The sequence below is a fragment of the Subdoligranulum variabile genome, assembly GCF_025152575.1.
Classification (GTDB): domain Bacteria; phylum Bacillota; class Clostridia; order Oscillospirales; family Ruminococcaceae; genus Gemmiger; species Gemmiger variabilis.
In genome coordinates this window covers 746227-759519 of record NZ_CP102293.1, presented here as the reverse complement: position 1 = coordinate 759519, position 13293 = coordinate 746227, and the positions used below count along the sequence as shown (strand labels likewise).

The window sequence follows — 13293 nt, the reverse complement described above, 5'->3', positions numbered from 1 at the left end:
CTTGCGGCGGCTATAATAGAAACCATCGGAGACCATTGAATTGGGAAAGGATTGTGCCACCATGCAGATTTTCAACACCATGACCCGCCAGAAGGAGGAATTCGTCCCGCAGAAAGAGGGCGAGTACCGCATCTATGTCTGCGGCCCGACGGTCTATAACTATATTCACATCGGCAATGCCCGGCCGATGATCGTGTTTGACACCCTGCGCCGCTATCTGGAATACTGCGGCAACAAGGTCTACTATGTTTCCAACATCACCGACATTGACGACAAGCTGATCCAGAAAGGCCAGCAGGAGGGCATCTCCATGCAGGAGGTGGCCCGCAAGTTCGAGGCCGAGTACATCAAGGATTCTGAGGGGCTGAACGTGGAGGAACCCACCGTGCGTCCCCGCGCCACCGAGCACATCGGGGAGATCATCAAGATCGTCAAGGATCTGGTGGATTCCGGGCACGCCTATGTGGCCCGCAACGGCGATGTCTATTTCCGGGTCAAGTCCGATCCCGGCTACGGCAAGCTGAGCCATCTGAACCTGGACGATCTGGAGAGCGGTAACCGCACGCTGCGCAGCCAGATGGACGATGATCTGAAGGAAGATCCCGCGGACTTCGCGGTCTGGAAGGCGGCCAAACCCGGCGAACCCTACTGGGAGAGCCCCTGGGGCCACGGCCGTCCCGGCTGGCACATCGAGTGCAGTGCCATGGCACGCAAGCACCTGGGCAACACCATTGACCTGCATGCCGGCGGCCAGGATCTGATCTTCCCCCACCATGAGAACGAGATCGCCCAGAGTGAGTGCGCCAACGGCTGCACTTTCAGCCGCTACTGGATGCACAACGGCTTTTTGAACATCAACAACGAGAAGATGTCCAAGAGCGCAGGCAACTTCTTCACGGTGCGGGAGATCGCCGAGAAATACGGCTATGAGCCTATCCGTTACTTCATGCTGACGGCGGGGTACCGCATGCCGCTGAACTACACGGTAGACCTTATCGAGAGCTGCAAGAACAGCCTGGAGCGTCTGTACACCTGCCGCGACAATCTGGACTTTGCCATCGAGCATGCCCACGGCACTGACACGGCGCTGGCCGCCAAGTGCGAGGAAGCGCGCACCAAGTTCAAGACCGCCATGGACGACGATCTGAACACCCCCGACGCGCTGGCCGCGGTGTTTGATTTCGTCAAGGAGATCAACACCCTGTCCGACGCTTCCGACAAAGCCACGCTGGAACTGGCCGCCAAAACCTTTGACGAGCTGACCGGCGTGCTGGGCCTGCTGTACAACCGCAAGAAGGACGAGGTCCCGGCGGATGTGACGGCTCTGGTGGAGGAGCGCGCTGCTGCCAAGAAGGCGAAGGACTGGGCCAAGGCCGATGCCATCCGTGCACAGCTCACCGAGATGGGCTGGAGCGTGACCGACACCGCCCAGGGCCCCAAGATCGCAAAACTGTAAACCAACAACGCAGGGGCATGCCTGCGTGCCCGCCTGTGTCCAACACGGCGGACGCGCGCGGGCAGGCCCCCTTTTTGAGAGTATGACGATACAGAAACGACAATCCGATGCCAGGACCCTCTGGCTGGTGCTGGGGGCAGCCCTGGCGCTGCGGCTGCTGCTGGCGCTGGTGACCGAAGGTTACCCCTATGATATGAGCTGCTTTGTGGCCTGGGGAGACAAGCTGGCCTCTCAGGGCCCTGCGGCTTTCTACAGCGAAGGCTATTTTGCCGACTACCCGCCCGGTTATCTCTTTGTACTGGGGCTGGTGGGGCTGGTCCGCGGGATGTTCTCCATTCCCTACGAGTCTCCGCTGACCTATTTCCTTCTGGCACTGGTGCCCAGCCTCTGCGACTGTGCGGCGGCCTGGCTGGTCTGGCATGTGGGCAGCGAGTTCCGACCCGCCAGCCGGGTGCCACTGCTGCTGGCGGCCTTCACAGCCTTCAATCCGCTGCTTCTGTTTGATACCGGGGTATGGAAGCAGATCGACGGTGCCTTTGCGCTGCCCTTGCTGGGCTGTTTCTGGCTGCTGGAAAAGCCGCGTTATCTGCCGGCGGCCTTCTGGTACGGTGTGGCGCTGGCCATCAAACCCCAGGCGCTGCTTTTCGGCCCGGCTCTGGCCGCCTGCTTTCTGGCCGCCATTGCCCAGGAGGAGAACCGCTTCCGCGCGTTCGGCCGCTGCTTTGGCGGCGCAGCGGTGGCGCTGGTGCCGCCGCTGGCGGCGGGGGTTCCTTTCTATGGGATCCGGGACCTGCTGCCCTCCTTGCTGGAAAAATACGCGGGTACCGTTTCGGGGTATCCCTATGCCTCCATCAATGCCTTCAACTGGCTTACGGCTCTGGGGGGCAACTGGCAGCCGCTGGAAAATACGGCGCTCTTCGGCATCAGCTGGCATACGCTGGGCTGGTTCCTGATTCTGGCGGTCACCGGCGGGCTGGTGTTTTTTGCGGTGCGCAGCGTCCAGTGCGGCCATTTTTCGCCGTTGTTGCTGGCCGCTTACTACGGGCTGGGTGTTTTCACCTTCGGTCATTGCATGCACGAGCGGTACATGGTGCCCGGTGTGCTGCTGACTCTGCTGGCGGCCGCCCGCTGGAATGATATCCGGCTCTATGCCGCCGGGTTCGGGCTGTCACTGACCGGCTTTATCAACCTGGCAACGGTCTACTCCCTGGCCGGCTCTGAGGACGAGTGGCTCAGCAGCGCCACCAGCTCCACCGTGGCGGTGCTGGTAGGCCTGGCCGAGACCGTCTGTTTTGTGATGCTGCTCTTTGCAGTGTGGGACCTGGCGCTCCACGGCCATGCCCTGTCCCTGCCGGAGCGCCCCCGGCCCGAGGATCCTGTCCCGGCCGGACAGCCCCGATGGCAGCGCCGGGAAGTGCTGGGCCTTGCGGGGCTTACGCTGGCCACGGCGGTGCTGAGTTTCACCTATCTGGGTGATACCACGGCGCCCCAGAATCCGCTGGATGCCACCGACACGATCCTGTCCGAGACCGTTACTGTGGAGGGAACGGCTATCAATCTCTGGGTGTATCCGGGCGTGTCCTTCGGCGGCAGCCTGAAGGTATCGGACGCAGAGGGGAATGTGCTGCTGGTGCAGGAACTGGGGTACAGTACCTGTTTCAGCTGGAGTGAAAACCGTCTGCCGGTCTCAGCCGGCCAGACGCTGACCGTCACGGTGGAAAATGCCCAGGTCTTTGAGCTTTCCTTCCGGGACGGGGACGGCAACCCGGTGCCGGTCACCGGCGGCGGGGCGCTTTTCGATGAGCAGACGTCGGTGCCGGACACCATCAGCCAGCTCAACAGCATGTACTTTGACGAGATCTACCACGGCCGCACCGGCTATGAACAGCTGCACAAGATGCCGGTATACGAGACCACCCACCCGCCGTTGGGCAAGGACCTGATCATGGCGGGCATCGCTCTGTTCGGCATGACCGGATTCGGATGGCGGTTTTCCGGCACGTTGTTCGGTGTGCTGCTGGTGCCGCTGGCCTGGTGCTTTGCCCGTCGCCTGACCCGCAAACGGTGGATCGGAGCGGTGGCCGGGGTACTGCTGGCGCTGGATTTCATGCGGTTCGTGCAAAGCCGCATTGCCACCATCGACATCTATGGCACCTTCTTCATTTTGCTGGGCGCCTACTTCATGCTGTGGTACTGCCAGAGCGTGCTGCAGAAGGGGGTTACCCGGTCTCTGCTGCCCATGGCCCTGGGCGGTGTGGCCTTCGGGCTGGGATGTGCGGCCAAATGGACCGGTATCTATGCCGGGGCAGGGCTGGCCATCCTCTACCTGGGCGTGCTCTATGCCCGCTGGCGTCAGAAAAAACCAGGCTTTTCCTCGGAGTTCCGCACGGCGGCCTTGGGCGGTGTGGTGTTCTATGTACTGCTGCCGCTCTGCATTTATATCGCGTCTTATCTGCCTTACTGGTGGCGGAATCCGGATTTCAGTCTCGGCGACTGGTGGAACTGCCAGGTCTCTATGTACGAATACCATTCCAACCTGGAGGCCACCCATCCCTTTGAGAGCCGCTGGTACACCTGGCTGCTGGGGCTGCGCCCTGTGTGGTATTATCAGAACACCCATCTGCCCGATGGCCTCAGGGCCAGCATTGCAGGGCTGGGCGGTCCGGTGATCTGGCTGGCGGGGCTGGCCTGCCTTGTGGCATTGCTCTGGCATCAGGTCAGCCATCGGGGCAGCCGGGCCGGCGCCGGGGTATTGATCCTCTACGGCACCCAGCTGATCCCCTGGATGCTGGTCACCCGCTGCACCTTCCTCTACCACTATTTCCCCAGTTCCATGTTCTGCCTGGCGGCCATTGCGCTGGTACTCTCCCATATTCATAGGGAGTCGCTGGCCCGCCGCATAGGCATCGGACTGTGTGTGGTATCGCTGGTGCTGTTCATCTGCTACTATCCGGCCCTGTCCGGTCTGCCCATCCCGACCTGGTGGGCCGAGGCGCTGGAATGCCTGCCCAGTTTCGGCTTCTATTAAACAGAAAAAGACCCTCGCAGGGGAGTTCAAGTCCTGCGAGGGTCTTTTTGCGCCTGGCGTTACTCAGGCTTCTGGGAGGTAAATATGATGAGGCAGGCCTTCCACATAAATGGGGGTCAGTTCGGCCTGGATCAACGGCATAGCGTAGTCGATAAAGTCCTGGGTCATGGCCGTATGATCGGCGTTGACCCATTCCAAGGGGACCTTCTTTTCGAGGTTGGCGACCTCGCAGATGGGATGCAGACTGGTGCCGCACTGGTAGGGAGCGTTGGAGATGCGGTCCAGTGCCACCATCTCGCCGGTGTGGCCCTCAAAAGCGGCCTTGGCGGCGGCACCGCCCACCTGATACGCCTCGGTAATATCGGTGCGGCTGGTCAGATGACCGGCGCAGCGCTGCAGGGTGGAAAGCTCGATGCAGCGGGTCTTGGTGTCCAGGCGGCGGGCCACTGTGTTGGCCAGGAAACGGGCCGTACCGGTCAGGGCCTTGTGGCCGAAGGCGTCCACCGCGTGCACATCGTCGGCCAGCTCACAGACGTAGCGGCCATCCTCCAGCTTGACGCCTTCGGATACCGCAATCACGATGGACGGCTTGGCCTTCTGCATCCGCTCTACCTTCTCCACAAAGTGGTCCACGTTGAAGGGAACTTCCGGCAGGCAGATCATGTCCACGCCCTCGCAGTCCTCGGCCTTGGCCAGCGCTGCGGCGGAAGTAAGCCAGCCGGCGTTGCGGCCCATGATCTCCACGATGGTCACATACTTGGTGCCGTAGACGGTGGCATCCCGGATGATCTCCTTCATCACAACGCCAATGTACTTGGCAGCACTGCCGTAGCCCGGGGTGTGATCGGTGACCATCAGGTCGTTGTCAATGGTCTTGGGCACGCCCATAAAACGGATCTCACTGCCGATATGGGCGCCGTAGTCCGCCAGTTTGCCGATGGTGTCCATGGAGTCGTTGCCGCCGATATAGAAGAAATACCCGATTTCCAGTTCCTGCAGGATGGCGAACAGCTTCTGGTAAACGGCCTCTCCCTCGGGAGTGTGCCAGTCGGGCAGCTTGTAGCGGCAGCTGCCCAGATAGCTGGACGGCGTGCGCTTGAGCAGTTCAATGTCCAAGGCACCATGGAGTTTGTCGTCCAGTACGCAGACGCGCCGTTCCAGCAGACCGGCCACGCCGTGCAGCATGCCGTAGACCTTGCCGGCACCGCGGCTCTTGCAGCTTTCAAAGACGCCCGCCAGACTGGCGTTGATGACCGAGGTCGGGCCGCCGGACTGGCCGACGATTGCATTTTTTGCCATAAGGAACCTCCTGCCTGATTCCGTGATCTTTCACCAAAAAAACGCCCCACGGGGCACTGAATTTGTTGTATTCAGTGTACCATGGGGCGGCTTGTTTTTCTATTGCAGGGGTTGCTGAAAAAAAGACGCTGTGTTGGGAATTTTGTGTTCCACTATACGGAACGCGAAAAACGTCGGATCAAGTGGCACACAAGAGCTGTTCCACTATACGGAACGATGCGGGCTATTCAGCGGACAAAATCCCCAGTATTACCTTGCAAAAATTGCGAAGGACAAGGCGGAATGCACAAAAACCATCAATCCAGATGGATGTGGCGGGGCACGCCGTTGATGTAGATGGGCGTCAGCTCCGCCTGGATCAGGGGACGGGCATAGCGCTCGAAGTTCTCGTTGACATGCATGCCGTCGGCGGTGATCCACTCGTCGGGGACCTTCTTCTCAAAGTTGGCTACCTGGGTCACGTCCACCATCTCGGTCTCCACGCGGTAGGGCTGGTCGCTCAGCCGCTTGATGGCGCACATCTCGGCGGTCTCCCCGCGCACGGCAGCTTCCACCGAGGCACCACCCACCTGATAGGCCTCGGTGATGTCGGTGCGGCTGGCCAGATGGCTGGCGCAGCGCTGCAGGGTGGAGAACTCGATGGCCCGGGTCTTGCAGCCCAGGCGGACCCGGATCAGATCGGCCAGGTAGCGGCTGGTGCCGCTGAGAATCGCCTTGTGTCCGAAGGCATCCAGCTGTCCGGCCGTGGAGACCAGATCGCAAAGGAAGACACCCTCGGCATTCTTGACACCCTCGCTGACGGCAATGATGACGTTGTGACGCTCCTTTTCCAGTTTGGCGACCCGCTCCAGGAAAGCATCCTCGTTGAAGGTGCGCTCAGGCAGCAGGATCAGGTCGGGACCGTTGCAGTCGGGACCGGTGGCCAGGCTGGAAGCGGCAGCCAGCCAGCCGGTGTGGCGGCCCATGATCTCGGCCACCGTAACGCTGCGGATGTCGTAGACGCTGGAGTCGCAGATAACTTCTTTCAGGATGGTGGCGATGTATTTGGCCGCACTGCCATAGCCGGGGGTGTGGTCGGTGAGCATCAGGTCATTGTCGATGGTCTTGGGCACGCCGATGAAGCGGATCTCGCTGTTCACCGCCTTGCCGTAGGCAGACAGCTTGGCGATGGTGTCCATGGAATCGTTGCCGCCGATGTAGAACACGGCACCGATGTCGTACCGGGCAAACAGATCGAACAGGGTGTGATAGGGACGATCGTCCACGGTGGGGTCAGGCAGCTTGTGGCGGCAGCTGCCCAGGAAGCTGGAGGGCGTACGCTTGAGCAGCTCGATGTCCATCTTGTCGCACAGGACGGTGTCCAGGTCGACGATCTTGCCCTCCAGTACACCCTCAATGCCGTACTGCATGCCGTATACGTGGGGGGCGCCGCAGGCTTTGGCGGTCTCGTAGACGCCGGCCAGGCTGGAGTTGATAACGGCAGTCGGGCCGCCGGATTGGCCTACCAATACATTTTTCATCTTATATACCTCTTGTACTATTTATTTTGAATATTACAATACGTATTTTTCAATCGCTTCTGCCACGCCATCGTGGTTGTTGTCGGCAGTGATGACGTCGGCGGCCTGGCGGATTTCTTCCGTAGCGTTGCCCATGGCAACCCCCAGGCCCGCCAGCTCCACCATGGTGCGGTCGTTGCCGGAATCTCCCACGGCCATCACCTGTTCCCGGGCAAGGCCCAGCCGTTTGGCCAGGGCCATCAGACCGGGTCCCTTGCTCACACCGGGTGCATTGAGTTCCATATTGCGCTCAATGCTGGAGGTGATCTCCAGGGTAGGGCAGGCTGCGGCCACCGCCTGCCAGGCGGCGTCGCGCTGGGCCTCGGTGGGGTAGAGGATGCTGAATTTCTCAATTTCGTGGGGATGCTCCTCCATCATGCGGTGCATGTCGGGCACCACATTGCGGGTGGTGCGGAAGTATTCCCGCAGATTTTCCGGCACCATCTCCAGCCCGTCCCCCGAGGTGGAAGCGGCCGTATAGCTTTCGCCGTTGATGAAGACGCTCAGCATCCCACCAAAGGGACGGACCACGTCGAAAGCCCGCTCCGCCAGGGCGGCGTCAAAGGGAAGACAGACCAGTTTTTCCCCCGTCTGCAGATCCACCACCGACGCGCCGTTGGAGGTCAGGGCATACCGTACACCGGGAATCTCGGCAAACTGGCGGGGAACGCCTGTCACCGTGCGACCGGTGGCGGGCAGCACATCCACGCCTTTGGCCAGCGCGGCGCGGATAGCGTCCAGCGTGCGCGGGCTGATCTGCTTTTCGTCGTTGAATACCGTCCCGTCCAGGTCCAGGGCGACCAGACGTATCTTGCTCATATACTTTCTCCCCAATCCTTGTAATCCAAGCTAAATTTTACCGCAAAACGCCGTTGATTGCAACCTGAGGCGAGCTGTGCTACAATGAATAAACTGTAAAATTTCGGAAAGGGCAGGGGGAGCATGACGGCAAAACGGCTTTGGCTGCTGGATGTGGTGCGCGGTGCGGCGCTGGTCAATATGCTGGCCTACCATGCATTGTACGACTGGGTCTATGTATTCGGCCATGCCAGCAGCTGGTACGATATCAACGGGGCGGGATGCCACGTATGGCAGCAGTATATCTGCTGGAGTTTCATCCTGGTGTCAGGGTACAGCTTCACCCTGGCGCGCAAGCCCTGGAAAAACGGTCTGCTGGTGGCAGGTTGTGCGGTGATCCTGACGGCGGTCACGGTGGGATTCATGCCGTCGGAATCAATCTGGTTCGGCGTGTTGCATCTCAATGGGGCGGCGGTGCTGCTGAGCTGGCTGGTGCGCCCCTTGCTGGAAAAATGCCCTGCGGGCGTGGGCCTGGCAGCCTGTGCTGTACTCTTTGCGCTGACCAATCAGGTTCCCAAGGGGTACCTGGGATTTGAGACCCTGCGCCTGTGGGCGCTGCCCGATGCCTGGTACCGCCCCAACTGGTTCTGGCTGGGGCTGCCGGATCTGACGAGGTTTTCCTCGGCGGATTATTTCCCGCTGATCCCGTGGCTGTTCCTGTTCTGGTGCGGGCTGTTCCTGGCCCGTCTGTGGCGGCCGCGGGCCGGGCAGGCGCCCGCCGTGGTGCGGCCGCTGGCCTTTGTGGGACGGCATACGCTGCTGGTCTATATGCTCCATCAGCCGGTCATCTATGGAGCTTTGTGGCTCTGGCATGCAGTGTGCTGAAGCCGCCTCGTGGAAAAGCGGAAAAAATGTTAAAAAATTAAAAATTCGACGTTCTATGTCCCCTTTCCCGGTTGACATCGGAGGGGTAAGTATAGTATAATCTTGTTTACTGGTTGATTGTATTTGACCGGCAAACTCCTGTCTCAGGTCAAGGGAGGGAAGAAGATGTCGGAGATCCGTGTCAAAGAGGGCGAGTCCCTCGAGAGCGCTCTGCGCCGTTTCAAGCGCAGCACCGCCCGCAGCGGCGTGTTGGCCGAGGTGCGCAAGCGTGAGGCTTATGAGAAGCCGTCCGTGCGCCGTAAGAAGAAGTCCGAGGCTGCCCGCAAGCGCAAGTTTAAGTAAGCTAGCTTACAAAGAACGACTGTGCAGGCCCGCGTTTTGCGCGGGCCTGCACTTTTTGTATAAGGAGCATAACCATGATCCTGACCCCGGAATATATCTTTCGCAGGGTGGAGGCCATCCGCCCGGAGTTTCTGGCTCAAAAGGGAATCCAGGCGCTGGTGCTGGATGTGGACAACACCCTGACCGGCGACGGCAGCCAGGTGCTGGAGGACAGCGTGCAGGCCTGGCTGCAGGAGATGCGGGAGGCCGGCATAAGCCTGACCATCGTTTCCAACAACACGGCCAAGCGGGTGCGTCCCTTTGCGGAGCGCATCGGTCTGGCCTGGGTGTCCATGGCCTGCAAGCCGCTGCCCCTGGGATTGATGGTGGCGCGTCACCGGCTGGGTGTCAAAAAATCCCAGATGGCCATGGTAGGGGATCAGATCTACGCCGACCGGATGGCGGCGGGCCTGTACGGCATCCCTTGTCTGTTCCTGCTGCCCCGCACACCCCACGATAAAGCCCGCAGCGTACAGATCAAGCGGAAGTATGAACCCCATTGGATCCGGCGGTATTACGAAAAGGGAGGCAAACTCTATGAGTGAGACACCGCGTTTCGGGTCGGCAGGCCTGTCGGACAGCTACCCCGGCAAGAAGTTTGACCCGGAGGGCATTGCGTCCTACACGGCGGGGTTCGGGCTTACGGCCTTCGAATACCAGTGCGGCCGCGGCGTGCGGCTGGCGCTGGACAAAGCGGAGGCGCTGGGCAAAGCCTGCGCCGAGAAAAATATCTCGCTGTCGGTGCATGCGCCCTACTATATCAGTATGTCCAGCCTCGAGGAGGACAAGCGTCTGCACAGCATTGACTATCTGCTGCAGAGCTGTGCCCTTGTCAAGGCGCTGGGGGGCCGGCGGGTGATCTTCCACACCGGTTCCTGCGGCAAGCAGAGCCGGGAGGAGGCCCTGGAAAAGGCGCTGGATACCATGCGCCGCGCCGTGGAGGCCTGCGATGCCGCCGGGTTCGCAGACTGCATCCTCTGTCCCGAGACGATGGGCAAGGTCAATCAGCTGGGGACGCTGGACGAGGTGCTGGCGCTGTGCCAGGTGGATGAGCGCATCACCCCCTGCATTGATTTCGGCCATCTGTATGCCCGCAGCCAGGGCGTGCAGTTTGCCGAAGCAACAGCCACGGAGGACTATGCCGCGCTGCTGGACAAACTGCAGGTGCTGGGGCCGGAACGTGCATCTCGTTTCCATGCTCATTTTTCCCGCATTGCCTACACCAAGGGCGGCGAAAAATGCCATCTGACCTTTGCTGATACGGAATACGGCCCGCCCCATGCGCCGCTGCTGGCGCTGCTGAAGGAGCGGGGACTGGCACCCACCATCATCTGTGAATCGGCGGGCACCCAGGCCGAGGATGCCGCCGTGCTGGGGCGCACCTACGCCGCTTTGTGAAGGTCCGGGGCAAAAAATTAGCGAAAAGGACCCAAAAAAAGCAGCCCGGGTCTTGCAAAACGACGCAGTATCCTGTAAAATAGATACAGCTATGTAGTACCATTCTATTATTGGAGGAATTTTTATATGATTTCTGCAGGCGAATTCCGCAACGGCGTTACCTTCGAACAGGACGGCCAGGTCCTTCAGGTCGTTGAGTTCCAGCACGTCAAGCCCGGCAAGGGCGCCGCGTTCGTGCGCACCAAGACCAAGAACGTCATCACCGGTTCCGTGGTTGAGACCAGCTACAACCCCACCGCCAAGTTCCCGCAGGCCTTTATCGAGCGTAAAGAGGTCACCTACTCCTACGAGGACGGCGGCCTGTACCACTTCATGGACGTGGAGACCTACGACGACATTCCCGTCAGCGCCTCCGACGTGCCCGAGAACTTCAAGTTCTGCAAGGAGAATGACACCTGCAAGCTGCTGAGCTACAAGGGCAAGGTCTTCAGCGTGGAAATCCCCAACTTCGTCGAGCTGGAGATCACCGCCACCGAGCCCGGCATCAAGGGCAACACCGCGACCAACACCCTGAAGCCCGCCACCGTGGAGACCGGTGCCGAGATTCGTGTGCCGCTGTTCATCAACGAGGGCGACAAGGTCCGCATCGATACCCGCACCGGCGAGTATATGGAGCGCGTCAACTGATTTCTCTGCCGGGCATGGCATACCGCCGCGCCCGGCTCTTTTTGACACAAGCAAACGGAGGAAAAGCACTATGGCTATGGATCTGAATGCAAAAGCCGCCTACATCCGCGGCCTGATGACTGGCATGGAATTTGACCCCGCATCCAAGAACGGCAAGGTCATTGCAGCGATGATGGACCTGCTGGAGGAGATGGCAGCCAGCGTGACCGAGCACGACAACGCCCTGGACCAGGTCTACGATGAGCTGGAGACGCTGGACCAGGATCTGGACGATGTGGTGGCCGACCTGTACGGTGACGAGGAGGACGAGGAAGGCGACGACGAGGACAGTGAGGACCTCTATGAGGTGACCTGCCCCAACTGCGGCGCTGTTTCCACTGTGGACGAGGAGACCTTGCTGGATCAGGAGTCCGAGTTGGTCTGCCCCAACTGCGGTGCGGCCTTTGACATCGAGCTGGAGGGTACCGAGGAGGAAACTCCGGCGGAGACCGATCAGCAGGATCAGTAATTCAATAAACAGCAAAGTCCCCGGCAGATCTCTGCCGGGGACTTTTTATGTCTGCAGCATATACAGTGCACCGTAAAGGTTGAAGAGGATGGCGGCACCGCACAAGGTCCAGGCCCCGGAGCGGGGACGCCAGGCGGGCCGGGCCAGGAACCAGAGGATCACCCAGGGGAAAAGATCCACCAGATACCTTGCCCCGAACTGCCAGCCGCCCAGCGTGCGGTGCAGGCAATACAGCAGCGCTGTGCCTGTGCCGGCGGCGGCAAGAAACCATCCCTGGGTGGGCAGGGGCAGTTTCCCGGTCCGAGGCTCTTTGTGCATAACGCAGGACGCTCCGCGCAGAGCCCAGAGCAGGAAGAGGGGATTGGCTACAAAAAACAGAAAGCCGTTGAAAACCTCAAAATGCAGCTGGAGGCTCCCGTCCAGTGTGACAGGGCGCAGCAGATTGGCAAGATTGCCCGGCAGATAGGAAAGAGAAAATTGGGGATCTCCGCCGCGGGCAAATTCCGGAAGATACATTCGGCCGAACTCCAGGGGATTGCCAAAGCGGGCGACATTGTATCCCATCAGGCCGCAGGCCACCAGCGCCGCCGGCAACAGGGCAGGCAACAGTATCCGGGCGGTCAAGGCCCGGCGGTTCCGTACGACCCGGCAGAGAAACCAGACGGCCAGAAGTGCCGCGTAGAAGGGCCGGCAGCCCACCGCCAGGGCCATGCACAGGGAGGCGGCCGCGGTGGAAAGCGCCGTCTCTTGCTGGGCAAAGAACAACCCCCACAGCGCAAGACAAAGCCCCAGCATCTGGGCCAGGAACCAGACGCCGCCGCTGGTGGCGAGCCAGAACGCATTGGAGCCAAAGCTGACAAAGAGCGTCAGGCAGGCAGCGGTTTCGGGCAGCAGCCCGGCCCGGGCGCAGCAGGCGTAGCAGCCCGCTGCGCAGAGCAGGGCCAGCAGCGCCATCGCCAAATTGGAGGGAACAGCCGCCGCGCTGCCGAAAGCTACTACCCAGGGCAGCATCCAGAGCACCGGCACCGGCGGGAAAGAGTGGTAATACCGTCCCTCATAGACTGCCAGTTCCAGCCAGGGATAGTTTTCTCCATTGGCGATATAGTTGCGCCCGGCCAGCCAGTTCTCTGCCTGGAGGGAATAACTGTCGTAGGGGTTGGAACTCAGCAGTGTGCCGCCTGCCAGGGAATGGTAGAGCAGCAGTGCCAGCCCCAGACAGGCAAGAATACCGCCCAGCGCTGCGGCATGGTCCCGGCTGCGCATAATAATCCCTCCTTTGTCCTGAAAGCAAAAA

Annotated in this window: 12 protein-coding genes; 8 read left to right on the top strand and 4 right to left on the bottom strand. The window is 60.7% G+C overall.

All coding sequences use genetic code 11. From position 1 onward, the window contains the following. Positions 1–61: 61 nt before the first annotated feature. Complete coding sequence (cysS, locus tag NQ490_RS03875; RefSeq protein WP_007047538.1) at positions 62–1456, top strand: cysteine--tRNA ligase; 1395 nt, start codon at positions 62–64, stop codon at positions 1454–1456. An 82-nt stretch (positions 1457–1538) separates the two neighbouring features. Further along, on the top strand, positions 1539–4484 hold the full coding sequence (locus tag NQ490_RS03870; RefSeq protein ID WP_007047537.1) for a phospholipid carrier-dependent glycosyltransferase: 2946 nt from the start codon (positions 1539–1541) through the stop codon (positions 4482–4484). A gap of 63 nt (positions 4485–4547) precedes the next feature. Here NQ490_RS03870 and NQ490_RS03865 read toward each other — a convergent pair whose 3' ends face one another. From NQ490_RS03865 to NQ490_RS03855, 3 genes are all read right to left on the bottom strand, one after another. Next, entirely contained in the window at positions 4548–5783 is a 1236-nt protein-coding gene (locus tag NQ490_RS03865; protein WP_007047536.1) for a 6-phosphofructokinase, read from the bottom strand. A 296-nt stretch (positions 5784–6079) separates the two neighbouring features. Further along, the gene (locus NQ490_RS03860) at positions 6080–7303 is read right to left on the bottom strand and encodes a 6-phosphofructokinase (protein ID WP_007047535.1); all 1224 of its coding nucleotides are present in this window, start codon (positions 7301–7303) and stop codon (positions 6080–6082) included. 33 nt (positions 7304–7336) lie between these two features. Continuing rightward, positions 7337–8161: a Cof-type HAD-IIB family hydrolase gene (locus NQ490_RS03855; protein WP_007047534.1), complete on the bottom strand. Its 825-nt coding sequence runs from the start codon at positions 8159–8161 to the stop codon at positions 7337–7339. A 123-nt stretch (positions 8162–8284) separates the two neighbouring features. Between NQ490_RS03855 and NQ490_RS03850 the strand changes: the two genes are divergently transcribed. The 6 genes from NQ490_RS03850 (at position 8285) to NQ490_RS03825 (ending at position 11999) form a co-directional block, all read left to right on the top strand. Beyond that, entirely contained in the window at positions 8285–9025 is a 741-nt protein-coding gene (locus NQ490_RS03850) for a heparan-alpha-glucosaminide N-acetyltransferase (protein ID WP_007047533.1), read from the top strand. A gap of 165 nt (positions 9026–9190) precedes the next feature. Beyond that, positions 9191–9367, top strand: a complete 177-nt coding sequence (gene rpsU / locus NQ490_RS03845; RefSeq protein WP_040917814.1) for a 30S ribosomal protein S21 — start codon at positions 9191–9193, stop codon at positions 9365–9367. Between the two features lie 74 nt (positions 9368–9441). After that, positions 9442–9951 (top strand): YqeG family HAD IIIA-type phosphatase, encoded by a 510-nt coding sequence (locus NQ490_RS03840; protein ID WP_007047531.1) that lies wholly within the window; start codon positions 9442–9444, stop codon positions 9949–9951. Next, positions 9944–10804, top strand: a complete 861-nt coding sequence (locus tag NQ490_RS03835; RefSeq protein WP_007047530.1) for a TIM barrel protein — start codon at positions 9944–9946, stop codon at positions 10802–10804. Before NQ490_RS03840 ends, NQ490_RS03835 begins: the two co-directional genes overlap by 8 nt. A gap of 126 nt (positions 10805–10930) precedes the next feature. After that, on the top strand, positions 10931–11491 hold the full coding sequence (gene efp / locus NQ490_RS03830) for an elongation factor P (protein WP_007047529.1): 561 nt from the start codon (positions 10931–10933) through the stop codon (positions 11489–11491). 70 nt (positions 11492–11561) lie between these two features. After that, complete coding sequence (locus NQ490_RS03825; protein WP_007047528.1) at positions 11562–11999, top strand: CD1247 N-terminal domain-containing protein; 438 nt, start codon at positions 11562–11564, stop codon at positions 11997–11999. Between the two features lie 45 nt (positions 12000–12044). Here NQ490_RS03825 and NQ490_RS03820 read toward each other — a convergent pair whose 3' ends face one another. Then, positions 12045–13262 carry a hypothetical protein gene (locus NQ490_RS03820; protein WP_007047527.1) on the bottom strand — a complete coding sequence of 406 codons (1218 nt, stop codon included), beginning with the start codon at positions 13260–13262 and terminating at the stop codon, positions 12045–12047. Between the last annotated feature and the right edge of the window lie 31 nt (positions 13263–13293).